This is a genomic window from Neisseria sicca, from assembly GCF_003044565.1.
Taxonomy (GTDB): domain Bacteria; phylum Pseudomonadota; class Gammaproteobacteria; order Burkholderiales; family Neisseriaceae; genus Neisseria; species Neisseria sicca_A.
Genome location: NZ_POXG01000005.1, coordinates 35,385 through 51,164, shown reverse-complemented (window position 1 = coordinate 51,164; position 15,780 = coordinate 35,385). Strand labels below are relative to the sequence as shown.

The window sequence follows — 15,780 nt, the reverse complement described above, 5'->3', positions numbered from 1 at the left end:
AAGGCGATACTGTCCGACGACAGCTTGGTTTTTGTCAAACCGCCAATACGTCGTCTGAAACCGCTTGGGAGCCATCCCGCCGCGTTATCAACTCTAGAACGGACTACGTTTTGACTTTATCTAAAACCACCCTTTTCTCCACCCTGACTGCCGTTGCAATCAGCATCCTTTCCATTCATTCCGCCTCAGCCGACTCCATTGTCCGCACCGAGAAGCTGCATTCCTCCGCCAACCGCAGCTACAAAGTCGCCGGCAAACGCTACACGCCGATGACCAAAGTATCCTCCTTCGTCCAAACCGGCAATGCCTCATGGTACGGCAGCCAGTTCCACGGCCGTAAAACTTCCAGCGGCGAGCGTTACAATATGAACGCCCTGACCGCCGCCCACAAAACCCTCCCCATTCCCAGCTACGCCCGTGTGACCAACACCAAAAACGGTAAAAGCATCATCGTCCGCGTCAACGACCGCGGTCCTTTCCACGGCAACCGTGTGATCGACGTTTCCAAAGCCGCTGCCCAACAATTAGGTTTCATCAACCAAGGCACGGCACACGTCAAAGTCGAGCAAATCGTTCCGGGTCAAAGCGCCCAAGCCTACAACGGTCAAGACATTTTTGTCGATTTGAAATCCTTCGGTACCGAGCGCGAAGCGCAAGCCTATATGAACCAAGCTGCGGTAAACCTTTCTTACGGCAAAATGAATCCGAAAGTTTCCATGGAGAAACGCGACTACGAATACGTCGTCAAAATGGGTCCGTTCACCTCGCAAGAGCGTGCCGCCGAAGCCGAAGCCAAAGCACGCGGTCTGATTCAGGCAGCTTCGCTGTCTCTCTAAGCCGTATCCGTGTTTTCAGACGACCTGTTGCAAGACAGGTCGTTTTGTATTGAAGCATAGGTATAGTGGATTAACTTTAAACCAGTACGGCGTTGCCTCGCCTTAGCTCAAAGAGAACGATTCTCTAAGGTGCTAAAGCACCAAGTGAATCGGTTCCGTACTATCTGTACTGTCCGCGGCTTCGTAGCCTTGTCCTGATTTAAAGTTAATCCACTATACAAAGCCGTCGTATCCTTGCACCCTTTCCCTTATAATCCCACGCTTCTCAACCAAAGGAATCCCCACCATGTCCCTCCCACCTTGCCCACAATGCCAATCCGAATACACCTACGAAGACGGCAGCCAATACATCTGCCCCGAATGCGCGTTTGAATGGACGGAAAACGACGGCGAAGCCGCCGAAGAAACCCTGAGCGTCAAAGATGCCAATGGCGCCGTGTTGCAAGACGGCGACACCGTTGTCCTGATTAAAGACCTCAAAGTCAAAGGCAGCTCTATGGTTATCAAGCAAGGAACCAAGGTAAAAGGCATACGCCTGCAAGAAGGCGACCACAATATCGGTTGCAAAATCGACGGCAGCGCGATGAATTTGAAATCAGAGTTTGTCAAAAAGGCATGATATTGGTATAATAATCGTTGGTGGGTCGCTAGGCCGACCTGAAAACCGTTTGTAAAGCTACTTGTCTCCGTAAGGGTTGCTTTCAAACGGTTTTCGCCTTTTTTCGGCAGAGGAAATAGGCGCTGCACAAATTGACGGCAGCGATATTGCGTCCGCCACATCAAACAAAGGTCGTCTGAAACCTGTTTTCGGTTTCAGATGACCTTTTTCATGGTGCGGCAAAATGGCTGTGTTGAATCAAAACGCATCTGCAGGCATTTTGCCGTATCGGGATTTTTCGTTATCGGACTGTTGCCCGATTTGGCTTAGTCCAACAACGCGTCTACAAACGCGCGCGCGTTAAATGGGCGCAAATCGTCTATGCCTTCGCCCACACCGATGTAGCGGACGGGGATAGGGCGGTCGGAAGCAAGCGCGGCGAGGATGCCGCCTTTTGCCGTGCCATCGAGTTTGGTGACAATTAAGCCGGTCAGACCCAGCGCTTCGTCAAAGGCTTTGACTTGGTTGACGGCGTTTTGCCCGATGTTGGCATCGAGCACGACGATGATTTCGTGCGGCGCGTCGGGCATGGCTTTTTGCAGCACGCGTTTTACTTTTTTGATTTCTTCCATCAAATGAAGCTGCGTGGGCAGGCGGCCGGCGGTGTCGGCAAGCACGATGTCGATGCCGCGCGCTTTGGCGGCTTGGACGGCATCGAAGCAGACGGCGGCGGAATCACCCGTGGTTTGCGAGATGACGGTTACGTTGTTGCGTTCGCCCCATGCCTGAAGCTGCTCGCGGGCGGCGGCGCGGAAGGTGTCGCCTGCGGCAAGCAGTACGGATTTGCCTTGCGCTTGGAAATATTTGGCGAGTTTGCCAATGGAGGTGGTTTTGCCCGCGCCGTTGATGCCCGCCAACATGATGACGAACGGCTCTTTCGTTTCGGGCAAGACCAGCGGTTTTTCCAACGGCTTAATCAAGTCGTACAAGGCTTCTTTCAACGCGCCGCGCAACTCGTTGCCGTCTTTCAGCCCTTTGAGGCTGACGCGGTTGCGCACGTCTTTCATCAGGTATTCCGTCGCTTCCATGCCCATGTCGCTGGTAATCAGCACGGTTTCCAGCTCTTCGTACAAGTCTTCGTCGATTTGCCCGCCGCCGAACACGCCCGCCAGCGATTTTGCCATTTTGTCGCGCGATTTGGTCAGACCCTGTTTCAAACGCGCCGCCCATCCGAGCTTGGGTTCGGTTTCGGACGGTTCGAAGGTTTCAGACGACGTTGCGACGGCTGTATTTTCAGGGGTTTGCACAGAATGTTCTTCGGATGTTGCAGGCGCGGCTTCAGCTTGGGTTTCTAAGGTTTCAACGGCTTCTACGGTTTCAGACGACCTATAGCTGACCGCTTCGTGGACGTGTTCGACTGCTGCAGAAACATTTTCGGCAACGGTTTCGCTGACGGCTTCAACGCGCTCTTCCACTTTTTCAACCGTTTCAGACGACGTTTCGCTGACTGCCGCGTGGATGTGTTCGACCGTTTCGGAAATATGTTCAACCACAGTCTCGCGGATTTCTTCGGCACGCTCTTTTGCACTTTCTACTGCCGTTTCGACTGCCGCCGTCAGCTCTTCCGCTTTTTCGCCGATATTTTCCTGAACCGTTTCAAGCGTTTGCGAAACGGTGGTTTCGGCGCGTTCTACGGCTTCGGCGGCGGTTTCCTGAATGCGGGTTTCTTCTTGAGCGGGCGTTTCCTGTTTTTTCTTGCGGCGGAAGAAGCTGAACATTGAATTTTCCTTTTAATTTTAGAAGCTTGAAATAGAGCGTATTGTAGCGTATTTTACGCGGCAAGGTCGTCTGAAAACCTGGATATCGGTTTTCAGACGACCTTTTGTTTCGGAGGGCGGGATACGCCTTATCCCAGCGAAACCATTTCGATTTGTTCCATGCTGCGTCCGAGGAAGCGTTCGCCTATGGTGCGGAAGCGCAGGGGGATGTCGCTGACGTAGAAGCGGTAGTCGGGGCTGTCGTTTTCAGTGTTGAGTAACCCTGCTTGGGCGAGCGCTTGGGCGGTCGCTTCGGCGGTGGTGATGGCGGAGTCGACCAGGGCGACGTTTTGCGCTTCTTTGCCGATCAGGGGCTTGAGCAGCGGGAAGTGGGTACAGCCGAGGACGAGTGTGTCGATGTCATCCACCAAGAGCGGTTTGAGATATTCGCGCACGGTCAGGCGGGTTACTTCATGGTCAAGCCAGCCTTCTTCCACCAGCGGCACGAGCAGCGGCGTCGCCTGCGTGCGCACGAGTGTGTCGGGATTTTGGGCGTGAATGGCGCGGGCGTAGGCGTTGCTGTTGACGGTGGTGTTGGTGGCGATGATGCCGATTTTGTTGTTGCGCGTGGTGTTCAAGGCTGCCTGCGCGCCGGCGGAAATCACGTCCAATACGGGCATATTGCCTGCTTTTTGGCGGATTTTCTGTCCGGCAACGGCGGCGATGGTGTTGCACGCGATGACCAGTGCCTTAACATCGTTTTCCAGCAGGAAATCGACAATCTGCATGGCGAAGGTTTCGATGGTGGCGCGGGATTTGGTGCCGTAGGGAACGCGGGCGGTGTCTCCGAAGTAGATGATATTTTCCATCGGCAGGCGTTCCATCAGGGCGCGGACGTTGGTCAGTCCGCCGACGCCGGAATCGAAAACGCCGATGGGGCGTTGTTTGCTGGTAGTCATGATGCGGTTTGTACGGATTAGGTATGATGGGGCGGATTGTACACGTTCGGCGCAAGGCTTAACAGGGACGGGGTCGTCTGAAAGGGTTTGGGCTGCGTGGAAACGGCGTTTTCAGACGACCCCTGAAGCGTTTGGACGGCAAACGGCAAAGATGCCGATTGAACATCTTTATCTAACTTTATCCTCCCTTATGTTTGCAAATGCCCGTAAATACAGCATAATTAAGGTTTTTAGAACACGATAAGGCTGATTTCATGAGCGACGGCGCATCCCTTTCCCGCCAGCTTCCCGACGAAGAGTCCACACTCAAGCTGGGCGGGAGTTGGGCAGAATCGCTGCGCGCGCCATTGGTCATCCATCTGCAAGGCGATTTGGGCGCGGGGAAAACCACGTTCACGCGCGGCATCCTGCGCGGACTCGGACACACCGGCGCGGTCAAAAGCCCGACCTACGCCATCGTCGAATCCTACCCGCTGGAAGCGTTCACGCTTCATCATTTCGACCTTTACCGCTTTGCCTCGCCCGAAGAATGGGAAGATGCCGGTCTGGACGACCTATTCTCCCCTGACAGCGTCTGCATCATCGAATGGCCGCAACAGGGCGGCGCGTTCACTCCGCCCGCAGACATCACCGTATCCCTGAATCACGCCGCGCAGGGCAGGACCTGCACCGCTACCGCACACACCGCCAACGGACAAAAAAGTTTAGAAGCATGGTTAAATTCAAACTGACACGAAGACAAGTCGTCCGCCAAACTGCCGGACTGTTGTTCACCCTCACGCCGATTGCCTCCGCCCTCGCCAAAGCCGCGCCGCCAGCCCAATTCGTCGCCGCCCGTATTTGGCCTTCGCACGCCTATACCCGTATTACCATCGAAAGCTCGCGCGCGCTGCAATATCAGCATTTCGCCTTGGAAAACCCCGGCAGGCTCGTCGTTGACATCCAAAACGCCAACATCAACAGCGTCCTGCAAGGCATTTCCGGCAAAGTCCTGCCCGACGACCCCTACATCCGCAGCATCCGCGCCGGACAAAACACCCCGACGACCGTGCGCGTTGTGATCGACCTCAAGCAAAACGCCCATCCGCAAGTCTTCTCGCTTGCCCCTGTCGGCGGCTTTAAAAACCGCCTCGTGATCGACCTTTATCCGCACGGTGTCGATGCCAACGACCCGATGATGGCGCTGCTCAACGGCAATCCGCCGAAACGCATGCAAACGCAACGTCCTGCCGAGCGCACGAACATTGCCCAAGACGCACCTCCGCGTTCCAACCGCGGCGGCGGCCGCCGTCCCGTCGTCATGATAGACCCCGGTCATGGCGGTGAAGACCCTGGTGCCATCGGTCCGAGCGGCTTGAAAGAGAAAAACGTCGTCCTCTCCATCGCCCGCGAAGCCAAAAAACGCCTCGAAGGCATAGGCTACACCGTTTACATGACCCGCAACGAAGACATCTTCATCCCACTGGGCGTACGCGTCGCCAAAGCCCGCGCGCGCAATGCCGACGTGTTCGTCTCCATCCACGCCGACGCCTTTACCAGCCCGTCTGCGCGCGGTACCGGCGTGTATATGCTCAACACCAAAGGCGCGACCAGCTCTGCCGCTAAATTCCTCGCCCAAACCCAAAACAACGCCGATGCCATCGGCGGCGTTGCCAAAAGCGGCAACCGCAGCGTCGATAACGCCATTCTCGACATGACCCAAACCGCTACCATGCGCGACAGCCGCAAGCTCGGACATTCCGTCCTGACCGAATTGGGCAAACTCAACCAACTCCACAAAGGCCGCGTTGACGAAGCCAACTTCGCCGTCCTGCGCGCGCCCGACATCCCATCCATCCTCGTCGAAACCGCCTTCCTGTCCAACCCGACCGAAGAGCGGCTGCTCGGCAGCGACTCCTTCCGCCGCCAATGCGCCGACGCCATCGCCACCGGCATCCAAAAATACGTCAACAACGCCGTATTGCGCAGAGGCTAAACCGAGTTTGTTGGAAAAGATAAGAGGTCGTCTGAAAACAGGTTTTCAGACGACCTTTGTGTTTTTATGCTTTAAAACGGTTTGTTCGGCGCGGGCAAGCTGCTGTTGCCATGTCGGCTTGCCGCAGACTCGGTTTGCTTGGTTCGGAAGAGGGTGTCAGGTGCGGCTTGGGCTTTCTCTAAGCGGGCAAACGCTGTTTATGTTCGGCAAGCTGTATCACTCATTCCGCCCATTTCGTTTGTTTTTTCTTCGGCTTCCAACTTGTTTGCTTTAAGCCGAACGCCTGACGAATACGCTGTACCTGCTCCGCCTGTTTGTCGCGTTTGATGCGATGGAACAGGTTTGGCTGATGACAGATTTGTTCCTTCCATAATATAGTGGATTAACTTTAAATCAGGACAAGGCGACGAAGCCGCAGACAGTACAAATAGTACGGAACCGATTCACTTGGTGCTTCAGCACCTTAGAGAATCGTTCTCTTTGAGCTAAGGCGAGGCAACGCCGTACTGGTTTAAATTTAATCCACTATACTGATGACAGATTTGTTCCTTCCATGACAAAAGGTCGTCTGAAACCCTATTTCGAGGTTTCAGACGACCTTTGCTTTCAGACCTTCTTAGCAGCGCGGCTTATTCTTTGCCGATGCCTTTATCCAGCCCTTGCGTCAGACCGTTGATGTCGCCGCCGTTCAGACCCAATTCTTTCAAGAGGCCGTCAACCAGCGGGGCTTGGCTGCGGTAGCGCAGGGCGCTGTTGACCATTTGGTCGGCGAGGCTGGCTTGTGTGGTTTGACCGTCCGACACGCCTTCGGAGCCGTTGGCAGCGCCGCTGAATCCGCCCAAGCCGTTGACTTGCAGAATCTTGATGTCGTCGATGTTTTCCATCGGGCGCACGGATTCGCGGATGATGTCGGGCAGGTGTTTCAAGAGGGCGAGGCGTACTTGCATTTCGACTTGCTCGACGCTCAGGACGTTGGCGGCTTCGTTCACGGCGCGGGTACCTTCGGCATCGACTTTGTATTGCTGCTCTTGCGCTTGTGCCAGCAGGACTTTGGCATCGGCTTCACCTTTGGCTTGCAGGCGTTGTTTCTCAGCTTCGGCTTCGGCGGCGATGCGCACGGCTTCGGCGCGGTCTTGCGCGGCCTGTTTCTCGGCTTCGGCGGCGACGGTGAGCGAAATCGCGTCTTTTTGTGCGGCTTCTTCGGCGGCAATCAGTTCGACCGCTTTGGCACGTTCGGCGCGTTCGGTTTCGCGTACGGTAATCACGCTCTCTTCTTCACGCACGGCGGCGGCACGGGCTTTGTCTGCCTCGGCTTTGGCTTCGGATTCGGCACGCGATTTCTCGGCAACGGCGATGGCGCGGTCTTGTTCGGCAAGCTCGATGGCTTTGCGGCGTTCGACCTCCGCCTGCTCGACGGCTTGGGCTTTGCGGATGTCTTCGTTTTTAATGTCGCGTTCGGCGGCGATGCGTTTCAAATCCACTTCGCGTTCGGCGGCAATTTTGGCTTCTTCCGCCTCGCGTTTTTTCTGCGCTTCCTGCTCGGCAATGCTGGCTTCCTGTTCGGCGCGGCGCACGGAGATTTCGCGTTCTTGTTCGAGTTTGGCGTATTCTTCTTCGCGCGAGATTTTCAGGCGTTGCTGCTCGGCTTCGAGGTTTTTGGTTTTAATCGCCAAATCGGTGTCTTGTTCGATTTCGTTGCGTTTTTTGCGGCGGCCTTCGATGGTTTCGGTCAGTTTGGTCAGACCTTCCGCGTCAAAGGCGTTTTGCGGGTTGAAAAACTCAAAGCTGGTCTGGTCGAGGCCGGTCAGGGAGACGGTTTCAAGTTCGAGGCCGTTTTTAAACAAGTCTTCGCTCACGACTTGTTGCACTTTCTGAACGAAATCAACACGTTTTTCGTGCAGCTCTTCCATCGCCATTTCGGCGGCGACGGCGCGCAGGGCATCGACGAATTTACCTTCGACGAGGTCTTTCAATTCGTCGGGCGACATGGTTTTCATACCCAGCGTTTGCGCGGCAGTGGCAATGCTCTCGGCGCTGGGTTTGACGCGGACGTAAAATTCCGCCATGACGTCAACGCGCATCCGGTCGCGGGTAATCAACGCCTGCTGCGCCGCGCGGCGCACTTCGAGGCGCAATGTGTTCATGTTGACGGGGATGATTTCGTGCAGTACGGGCAGCACCATCGCGCCGCCGTTCATGATGACTTTTTCGCCGCCGAAGCCGGTACGGACGAAGGAGACTTCTTTGCTGGCGCGGCGGTACAGGCGGGTAAGGATAAGGCCGAGTACGAACAGCGCGACGAGTATGACGCCGGCGATGATGCCGATGGAAACTAAGTTCATGGGTTTTCCTTTCTTGTTGTCGATATACCCTTGAGGGGCGTGGGTTCAGACGGTTTTTTTAGGGTTTGGGGTCGTCTGAAAGGTTAAAAATAGCGGTTTTAAAGGTAGGTCGGATTCTTGAATCCGACAATAATCCGACAATTTCGGTTATGTGCAATACGGCTGAAGCGGAGCGGTTCGTCGGATTCAAGAATCCGACCTACCAAGCTTATACCTTGAATACCACTGCCAACCTGTTAATTCAATAAATGCGTTTTGGGAAGCTGTTGTACAAATATTGTGTCTTCCTAAGCCCAGTAGCCCGAAGATGACTGTTGTTCCTTTGCGTTCGGTAATTAGACTGACTCCGACGATGTTCCGTATATGGTCAAACTTCCTGTAAGCCCCGTCATGTCCGCCTTGATAACGGATGCGTCCGAATGCACCGTAAATAATCAATTTTTCGCGATCAATATAAATTGATTTTCGGGTCGTCAGCCCGCACCACCAACGTTCCGCACGCCACAACCACCATAGCGTAAGTACAATCGCCAGCAGCCAAGTCATGTTGCTTGAAAGCGATAGATTCATCCATTTCACTATCTTCAGCCAGAGACCGCCTACGCCGATGAGGTCGAACAAGAAAGCAACCAAGGGTTGAAACAACAAACCTCTAAATAACGAATGTTTAAACAGCAGCCCGTCGCCGACAACGATAACCCCTCGCGGCAGTTTGTTTTTCAACGCTTCGATGCGGGATTGCATATCGCGCGCAGGTTGCGCCAAATGATCCATATCGATCCCCGTTTTGTTTTTCTAATCTGATAAAAATGATGCTTCATTGCAAACCGGCGTTTATCTTTTCAGACGACCTCAATCCACCAAACTCCCGCTCGGATTCAAAATCGCTTTAAACGTATTTCCCTCCAGCGACACCAGCAACACCGCGTCGCCCTGTTTCAACACTTCGTCGGAATCCGGTTCTGCCATCACATAATGCTGCTGTCCGTACACATCCTTCACCCGCACCTGCGCCGCGCTGCCTGCCCGTGCTTCGCCCAATACCACCGTGCCGATGCGTCCGATCAGGCTTTCCTGCGAAACGGCGGTGGTTTCGTCTTTGGGCATGATTTTGTACAGTCCGCCCGCGGTCAGGCGCACCAGCGGCAGCGAAATGAACCACACGGCGACTGCCGCCAGCCATCCGTTCAGATAGCTGCCGAACACGGCGGCAAAGGTCGTCTGAAAGAGATAGCCCGTCAGTCCGTACACGGCAAGGAACACGACCATCAGCATCAACACCGGCACGCGACCGACATACAGCCAGCTCAGAAACCTGACGAACACGCCCGCGTCCGCAGCGTCCAGCCCGACTTCGGCGTGCGCGGTTTCGGTCAGGCTGTCGGGCAGCAGGTTGTCCAGCCAGTCGCTGATGCCGCCCGCCAGCATGGAGATGACTTCCAACACGCCGAGCAAAACCATCAGCGCGATGGCGATGCCGAAGATTTCGGTTTCGGGGGCGTTGATTAAATTCCACATTATCGTGTTCCTTTTTATTCTTGCATTTCAAAGGGGTATTGGGTTTTCAGACGACCTATCTCTTTGCTCTCAATTTCGGCGGAGTAGGTGTGTTTTCTGCTTATTTTGATATTTTTTCAATCATTTACCGTTCGCGGCAATAAGACCGTATCAGCCTTAAAACGTCAGTTCTATTCGAGCCAGAAATAGGCAGATACGCCAGCCATCACGCTGATGCCCAGCCACAGCAGAATTTTGGTTTCCGCCCATACGTCATCCCAATACCGCCCCCGCAGCGCGCTGATAATGTCGGGTGTGCAATAGAATTCGACGCATTCGACAAATTCGTCCCAATCCTTAAACATCACAAAGTAAAGCAATACGGCGGTTAGCAAACCGATCAAAATGGCAAAAATCATGAAATTCCCCTATTTTTCAGACGACCTGTGCGTATCGTAAAGAAAGGTCGTCTGAAAACGCTCCTAACTTTTCCCTAAGTCCTGCGTGTTTAAATGTCTATACCGACAACAGACGCAAAGGGAACGAAATGAAACATTCTCAGTCGCAATATACAAAACCGTCCAAACCGCTTTTGAAAAAATTGCTGCTTCCTGTCGCCGCTGTTTGCGCCATTTTTCTTGCAGCAGAAGGTTTCGACCTTTACGAAGACTACGCCCAATACCGTATGGAGACAGACCCCGCGTTCGCGCAACACCACGACCGCGCTTTGTCCATCCTGCACAGCAGAGGCTACGAGGTCCACGATTCCGACACCGACCTGCATTGGGCAAGACCCGTTTTGGAATTTGAGGCCTACAAAGGCAGCTTGGAATACAAAATCGTGATGTCTTATCCCGATTTGAACATTATCGAAGAACGCGTTGATTTATAATCCGCTTCCGAATATTCTTGATTTGACTTACCCCACGTCCCGAAAGGATACGACATGAAAAAACTCTTACCGGTATTACTCTTAGGCAGTATCGCACTGACCGCTTGTGCCGCCCCTTATCCTTACGACTATTACGATGACGACTATCGTACCGACCGCTACGAGCAGCGTTATGACCGTTACGACGACCGCTATGATGACCGTTATGAGCGCGATTACGACCGTTATGACGACTACCGTTACCGCGACAGCAAGTATTACGATGACGACTACATCGAACACCAAATTTACAGCGATCCGTCTTTCGAGCAAAAACGCGCACAAGTGATGCGGATTCTCGAACGACGCGGCTACCAAGTTCACGAAATCGAAGCCGATGACCGCCGCGGACGCCCCGTATTGAAAGCTGAAGCCTTCAAAAACGGACGCGAATACGACATCGTTTTCTCATGGCCGGATTTGCGGATTATCAGCGAACGTATCGACTATTAATTCGATTAATCCGTTCCGCCACACGCCGCAAGGACAAGCTCCGCGCGGCGTTTTTCGTTTTCAGACGACCTTGTTTGTTGAGGAGGTCGTCTGAAAACTTATTTCCCCGCCTTCAACGCCGCCAATCTTTCAGCAATACGGTTGTTGCGGCTCAAGTCTTCCAATTCCTTCAATTTTGCCAACTGCGCCGCATCGGTGCTGCTGTGTACCGCGTTCTGACGACCCATCACGCGGTCGAAGGCGTTGCCGCTTTTTTCGGCATCACGGGCGATGCGGTTGAGGTCGCTGCCGCCTGCCGCTTTGCCTGCGCCAGCATTCTGCTGTGCGGCGCGCCAGTCTTGCAACTGCTGCTGCATCTCGCGTTTTTTCGCCTGCAAGGCGGCGATAAAGCCCTCCAGTTCTTTTTCCTGCGCGGCACAGTCGGCGATGGTGTTTTCCAAAACAGGCAGACGCGCTTCGATGTCCATTTGTTCGGCGATGCCCGCCTCGGCAAGATCGTCGCGCCCCGCCGCTACGGCGGCTTGCAGGTTGGCATCGATGGCTTCGTGGCGGTTGCTTTCGTCCGCCATTTTCTTGGCGGCAAGGTGTTTCTGCGCCAACACTTTGCCCAATTCGGCACGCACTTCGTCCACCGCCCGCTCAATTTCGCGGATGCTCTCGTTCATGACTGCCTCAGGCGCAAGGTTTTCTGCCGCATCAATCAGGGCATGAAAACCGCCGCTCACCAGACGGCCCACTCTGCGGGATAGGGTTTCGCTCATTTGGATTTTCCTTTCAATAAAATGTGTTTGATTTAAGTTGGCACGGGGGTAATCAACCGTCCGTCATTCCCGCGCAGGTAGGAATCCAGACCTTGGCGTTTTCGGAATATTCGGGCATGGCAGCCTGTACAGGAATAGCGGCAAACAAATACTTCTATTTCATGCGCCCCATTTTTTCAGACGACCTCAAACCTCGCCCGCCTGCTGCACAATTTTCGCCAGTTTCAAAGTGTTTTCAAGCTGTTGCAGCACAGTATCGTCGTATGCCGCGCCTTTGCCGGTTACGGCGAGCTGCAAGATGCTGTCGGTGAGGCGGACGATGCGCCACATCAGTTCGCGTTCGTATTTTTTCAAACTGTCGAGGTCGGCTTCTTCGGGCAGGTCGGCGGCGAGCGTCGCGCCCAAGTCGGGCAACTGCTCAAACAAACGCGCCACGATATGCGAATGCGCCCCCGCCTGCTTTTCCGCGTGCAGCACGTCATGTTTTGCCGCTTGGAAAAACTGCTCCTGCGCCGTCAGCGCGGAACCGTAATCGCGCGTCTGCGTATGCGCCAAACGCGCCTGCTTGAGCAGCTCGCGGATTTTTTCAGACGGCGTATTCGCGCCTTCGATTTTTAATTCAGCAATAAAATCAGCGTCTTCCTGAGTAATTCGCACGCTGACGGGGATACGGTTTGTCGCATTCATATTCATTTGATTTGGTTTGTATTCATTTGTATGCAAATATACAAGATGAAATGACAAGGCGCAATATTTGAAATGGTTTATTTTTGTAAACCCTAAAATGCGCTGAAACACGTTTGCGGATACATGGGGAGAACCGAGCTTTTCCTTTATAATCCATCCATCTATTTTTCACTTATTTCAAGCAGGTTCACCATGTCCAAACCCACTCTCCTCCTCGTTGACGGCTCTTCTTATCTCTACCGCGCTTATCACGCGATGGCGCAGTTGTCCGCGCCTGATGGTGCGCCGACGGGTGCGCTTTACGGCGTGTTGAACATGCTGCGCCGGCTGCGGGCGGATTATGTACATGATTATTGTGCGGTGGTGTTTGATGCGAAAGGCAAGAATTTCCGCCACGAGATGTTCCCCGACTATAAGGCGACGCGCCCGCCGATGCCGGACGATTTGCGCCCGCAAGCGGAAGCCTTGCCGGATTTGGTGCGGCTGATGGGCTGGCCGGTGTTGGTCATTCCGCAAGTCGAAGCGGACGACGTTATCGGCACGCTGGCGGCGATGGCAGGCGAAGCGGGTTGGAATGTGGTGGTGTCCACCGGCGATAAGGACATGGCGCAGCTGGTGAACGAGCGCGTGACGCTGGTGAACACGATGAGCGGCGAAACGCTGGACATTGAAGGCGTGAAGGAGAAATTCGGCGTGCGCCCCGACCAAATCCGCGATTATCTCGCGCTGATGGGCGACAAGGTGGACAACGTGCCGGGCGTGGAAAAGTGCGGCCCGAAAACGGCGGTGAAGTGGCTGGAAGCCTACGGTTCGCTGGCCGGTGTGGTGGAACACGCTGCGGAAATCAAGGGCAAGGTCGGCGAAAACCTGCAAGCTGCGCTGCCCCAACTGCCGCTTTCGTATGATTTGGTGACGATTAAAACCGATGTGGATTTACACACCGAGCTTTCAGACGGCCTCGAAAGCCTGCGCCGCACTTCGCCGAAATGGTCGCAGCTTGCGGTCGATTTCAAACGCTGGGGCTTCCGCACTTGGCTGAAAGAAGCGGAAAGCCGTATGCACGAAGCGGCGGACGGCGATTTGTTCGGTAGCAATACGATAGGCGAACAGGCGGCGTTGGACATGGAAACGTCGTCTGAAAAAATCATAGAACATGCACCCGCCCCCGAAAAGCTGGATTATCAAGCCATTACCACCGAAGCGCAGTTTGCCGCCTTGTTGGACAAATTGTCGCAGGCGGACACAATCGGCATCGACACGGAAACCACCTCCCTAGACGCGATGAACGCCTCGCTGGTCGGCATCAGCATCGCGTTCCAAGCAGGCGAGGCGGTTTACATCCCCGTAGGACACAGCCTGACTGCCGCACCCGAACAGCTTGATTTGCAGGACGTATTAGGTCGTCTGAAACCGCATTTGGAAAACCCCGCCCTGAAAAAAATCGGGCAAAACCTCAAATACGACCAACACGTTTTCGCCAACTACGGCATCGCCCTGAACGGCATTGCCGGCGACGCCATGCTCGCTTCCTACATCATCGAAAGCCATCTCGGACACGGTTTGGACGAATTGTCCGAACGCTGGTTGGGCTTGGAAACCATTACCTACGAATCGCTGTGCGGCAAAGGCGCGAAGCAAATCGGGTTTGCCGATGTCGCCATTGAGCAGGCGACCGAATACGCCGCCCAAGACGCAGATTTCGCCCTGCGCCTCGAAGCGCACCTGCGCGCGCAAATGGACGCCAAACAGCTTGAAATGTATGAAAAAATGGAGCTGCCCGTTGCGCAAGTATTGTTTGAAATGGAACGAAACGGCGTGCAAATCGACCGCGCCGAACTCGCCCGCCAAAGCGCGGAACTCGGCGCCGAGCTGATGAAGCTCGAACAAGAAGCCTACGCCGCCGCAGGCCAGCCGTTCAACCTCAACTCGCCCAAACAGCTGCAAGAAATCCTGTTCGACAAAATGGGCATCCCCACCAAAGGCCTGAAAAAAACCGCCAAAGGCGGCATTTCCACCAACGAAGCCGTGCTCGAACAGCTCGCGCCCGACTACCCCCTGCCCAAAATCATCCTGCAAAACCGCAGCCTGGCGAAACTCAAATCCACCTACACCGACAAACTGCCCGAAATGATTTCCCCCAAAGACGGCCGCGTGCATACCACCTACGCCCAAGCCGTCGCCATTACCGGCCGCCTCGCCAGCAACAACCCCAACCTGCAAAACATCCCCATCCGCACCGCCGAAGGCCGCCGCGTGCGCCGCGCCTTCACCGCACCGCAAGGCAGCGTCATCGTTTCCGCCGACTATTCCCAAATCGAGCTGCGCATTATGGCGCACCTCTCCGGCGACAAAACCCTCATCGCCGCGTTCCAAAACGGCGAAGACGTACACCGCCGCACCGCCGCCGAAGTATTCGGCATCGCCCCCGAAAACGTCTCGCCCGAACAACGCCGCTACGCCAAAACCATCAACTTCGGCCTCATTTACGGCATGGGCCAATACGGCCTCGCCAAATCGCTGGGCATAGACAACCTGTCCGCCAAAACCTTCATCGACCGCTACTTCGCCCGCTACCCCGGCGTCGCCGAATACATGCAGCGCACCAAAGAACAAGCCGCCGCCCAAGGCTTCGTCGAAACCCTGTTCGGCCGCCGCCTCTACCTGCCCGACATCCACAACAAAAACGCCAACGCCCGCGCCGGAGCCGAACGCGCCGCCATCAACGCCCCCATGCAAGGCACCGCCTCCGACCTTATCAAACGCGCCATGATAGACGTGTCCCGCTGGCTTTCAGACGACCTCTTACAAAGCAAATTGATTATGCAGGTGCATGACGAACTGGTGTTGGAAGTACCCGAAGCCGAACTGGATTTAGTCAAAGAAAAACTGCCGCAGATTATGGCGAAAGTGGATGAGGGGATGTTGAAAGTACCGCTGGTGGCGGAGGTTGGTGTGGGAATGAATTGGGAAGAGGCGCATTGAGA

Annotated in this window: 16 protein-coding genes; 7 read left to right on the top strand and 9 right to left on the bottom strand. The window is 54.8% G+C overall.

Annotated features, from left to right (window positions below; all coding sequences use genetic code 11):
- Positions 1-110 precede the first annotated feature (110 nt).
- On the top strand, positions 111-836 hold the full coding sequence (locus DBZ16_RS10395; RefSeq protein WP_107813944.1) for a septal ring lytic transglycosylase RlpA family protein: 726 nt from the start codon (positions 111-113) through the stop codon (positions 834-836).
- 286 nt (positions 837-1,122) lie between these two features.
- A complete protein-coding gene (locus DBZ16_RS10385; RefSeq protein WP_003741903.1) occupies positions 1,123-1,455 on the top strand; it encodes a zinc ribbon domain-containing protein YjdM in 333 nt (110 codons plus the stop codon).
- Positions 1,456-1,760: 305 nt separating this feature from the next.
- On the opposite strand, the gene ftsY is transcribed toward DBZ16_RS10385, so the two are convergent.
- The 3 genes from ftsY to DBZ16_RS16545 all read right to left on the bottom strand — a co-directional run bounded on the left by ftsY (position 1,761) and on the right by DBZ16_RS16545 (position 4,299).
- Positions 1,761-3,212 carry a signal recognition particle-docking protein FtsY gene (gene ftsY / locus DBZ16_RS10380; RefSeq protein ID WP_107813943.1) on the bottom strand — a complete coding sequence of 484 codons (1,452 nt, stop codon included), beginning with the start codon at positions 3,210-3,212 and terminating at the stop codon, positions 1,761-1,763.
- 128 nt (positions 3,213-3,340) lie between these two features.
- The gene (gene murI, locus DBZ16_RS10375; protein ID WP_003741204.1) at positions 3,341-4,150 is read right to left on the bottom strand and encodes a glutamate racemase; all 810 of its coding nucleotides are present in this window, start codon (positions 4,148-4,150) and stop codon (positions 3,341-3,343) included.
- A 17-nt stretch (positions 4,151-4,167) separates the two neighbouring features.
- A complete protein-coding gene (locus tag DBZ16_RS16545) occupies positions 4,168-4,299 on the bottom strand; it encodes a hypothetical protein (RefSeq protein WP_276308311.1) in 132 nt (43 codons plus the stop codon).
- 105 nt (positions 4,300-4,404) lie between these two features.
- Between DBZ16_RS16545 and tsaE the strand changes: the two genes are divergently transcribed.
- The gene (gene tsaE / locus DBZ16_RS10370) at positions 4,405-4,881 is read left to right on the top strand and encodes a tRNA (adenosine(37)-N6)-threonylcarbamoyltransferase complex ATPase subunit type 1 TsaE (protein ID WP_107813942.1); all 477 of its coding nucleotides are present in this window, start codon (positions 4,405-4,407) and stop codon (positions 4,879-4,881) included.
- Positions 4,863-6,125, top strand: a complete 1,263-nt coding sequence (locus DBZ16_RS10365; RefSeq protein WP_107813941.1) for an N-acetylmuramoyl-L-alanine amidase — start codon at positions 4,863-4,865, stop codon at positions 6,123-6,125. Before tsaE ends, DBZ16_RS10365 begins: the two co-directional genes overlap by 19 nt.
- A gap of 629 nt (positions 6,126-6,754) precedes the next feature.
- Here DBZ16_RS10365 and DBZ16_RS10360 read toward each other — a convergent pair.
- The 4 genes from DBZ16_RS10360 to DBZ16_RS10345 form a co-directional block, all read right to left on the bottom strand.
- Positions 6,755-8,467 carry a flotillin family protein gene (locus tag DBZ16_RS10360; protein ID WP_016687490.1) on the bottom strand — a complete coding sequence of 571 codons (1,713 nt, stop codon included), beginning with the start codon at positions 8,465-8,467 and terminating at the stop codon, positions 6,755-6,757.
- A 186-nt stretch (positions 8,468-8,653) separates the two neighbouring features.
- Positions 8,654-9,241: a hypothetical protein gene (locus tag DBZ16_RS10355; RefSeq protein ID WP_107813940.1), complete on the bottom strand. Its 588-nt coding sequence runs from the start codon at positions 9,239-9,241 to the stop codon at positions 8,654-8,656.
- Positions 9,242-9,319: 78 nt separating this feature from the next.
- Positions 9,320-9,985, bottom strand: a complete 666-nt coding sequence (locus DBZ16_RS10350; protein WP_107813939.1) for a YqiJ family protein — start codon at positions 9,983-9,985, stop codon at positions 9,320-9,322.
- A 170-nt stretch (positions 9,986-10,155) separates the two neighbouring features.
- On the bottom strand, positions 10,156-10,383 hold the full coding sequence (locus tag DBZ16_RS10345; RefSeq protein WP_019271530.1) for a hypothetical protein: 228 nt from the start codon (positions 10,381-10,383) through the stop codon (positions 10,156-10,158).
- Between the two features lie 128 nt (positions 10,384-10,511).
- Between DBZ16_RS10345 and DBZ16_RS10340 the strand changes: the two genes are divergently transcribed.
- Complete coding sequence (locus DBZ16_RS10340; protein WP_070496498.1) at positions 10,512-10,856, top strand: hypothetical protein; 345 nt, start codon at positions 10,512-10,514, stop codon at positions 10,854-10,856.
- Positions 10,857-10,910: 54 nt separating this feature from the next.
- Positions 10,911-11,348: a PepSY domain-containing protein gene (locus tag DBZ16_RS10335; RefSeq protein WP_107813938.1), complete on the top strand. Its 438-nt coding sequence runs from the start codon at positions 10,911-10,913 to the stop codon at positions 11,346-11,348.
- Between the two features lie 98 nt (positions 11,349-11,446).
- Here DBZ16_RS10335 and DBZ16_RS10330 read toward each other — a convergent pair whose 3' ends face one another.
- Positions 11,447-12,109, bottom strand: coding sequence for a PspA/IM30 family protein (locus tag DBZ16_RS10330; protein WP_107813937.1), 663 nt, complete (start codon positions 12,107-12,109; stop codon positions 11,447-11,449).
- A 186-nt stretch (positions 12,110-12,295) separates the two neighbouring features.
- Complete coding sequence (locus DBZ16_RS10325) at positions 12,296-12,796, bottom strand: hypothetical protein (RefSeq protein WP_009312451.1); 501 nt, start codon at positions 12,794-12,796, stop codon at positions 12,296-12,298.
- Positions 12,797-12,988: 192 nt separating this feature from the next.
- On the opposite strand from DBZ16_RS10325, the gene polA reads away from it, so the two are divergent.
- The gene (gene polA / locus DBZ16_RS10320) at positions 12,989-15,778 is read left to right on the top strand and encodes a DNA polymerase I (RefSeq protein WP_107813936.1); all 2,790 of its coding nucleotides are present in this window, start codon (positions 12,989-12,991) and stop codon (positions 15,776-15,778) included.
- Positions 15,779-15,780: the final 2 nt, after the last annotated feature.

Coding starts and splice junctions, on each gene's coding strand:
- DBZ16_RS10365 (WP_107813941.1), top strand. CDS start 4,863: ATGGTTAAATTCAAACTGACACGAAGACAAGTCGTCCGCCAAACTGCC.
- DBZ16_RS10345 (WP_019271530.1), bottom strand. CDS start 10,383: ATGATTTTTGCCATTTTGATCGGTTTGCTAACCGCCGTATTGCTTTAC.
- DBZ16_RS10330 (WP_107813937.1), bottom strand. CDS start 12,109: ATGAGCGAAACCCTATCCCGCAGAGTGGGCCGTCTGGTGAGCGGCGGT.
- DBZ16_RS10360 (WP_016687490.1), bottom strand. CDS start 8,467: ATGAACTTAGTTTCCATCGGCATCATCGCCGGCGTCATACTCGTCGCG.
- DBZ16_RS10325 (WP_009312451.1), bottom strand. CDS start 12,796: ATGAATGCGACAAACCGTATCCCCGTCAGCGTGCGAATTACTCAGGAA.
- murI (WP_003741204.1), bottom strand. CDS start 4,150: ATGACTACCAGCAAACAACGCCCCATCGGCGTTTTCGATTCCGGCGTC.
- ftsY (WP_107813943.1), bottom strand. CDS start 3,212: ATGTTCAGCTTCTTCCGCCGCAAGAAAAAACAGGAAACGCCCGCTCAA.
- DBZ16_RS10355 (WP_107813940.1), bottom strand. CDS start 9,241: ATGGATCATTTGGCGCAACCTGCGCGCGATATGCAATCCCGCATCGAA.
- DBZ16_RS10385 (WP_003741903.1), top strand. CDS start 1,123: ATGTCCCTCCCACCTTGCCCACAATGCCAATCCGAATACACCTACGAA.
- polA (WP_107813936.1), top strand. CDS start 12,989: ATGTCCAAACCCACTCTCCTCCTCGTTGACGGCTCTTCTTATCTCTAC.
- DBZ16_RS10350 (WP_107813939.1), bottom strand. CDS start 9,985: ATGTGGAATTTAATCAACGCCCCCGAAACCGAAATCTTCGGCATCGCC.
- DBZ16_RS10340 (WP_070496498.1), top strand. CDS start 10,512: ATGAAACATTCTCAGTCGCAATATACAAAACCGTCCAAACCGCTTTTG.
- DBZ16_RS10335 (WP_107813938.1), top strand. CDS start 10,911: ATGAAAAAACTCTTACCGGTATTACTCTTAGGCAGTATCGCACTGACC.
- tsaE (WP_107813942.1), top strand. CDS start 4,405: ATGAGCGACGGCGCATCCCTTTCCCGCCAGCTTCCCGACGAAGAGTCC.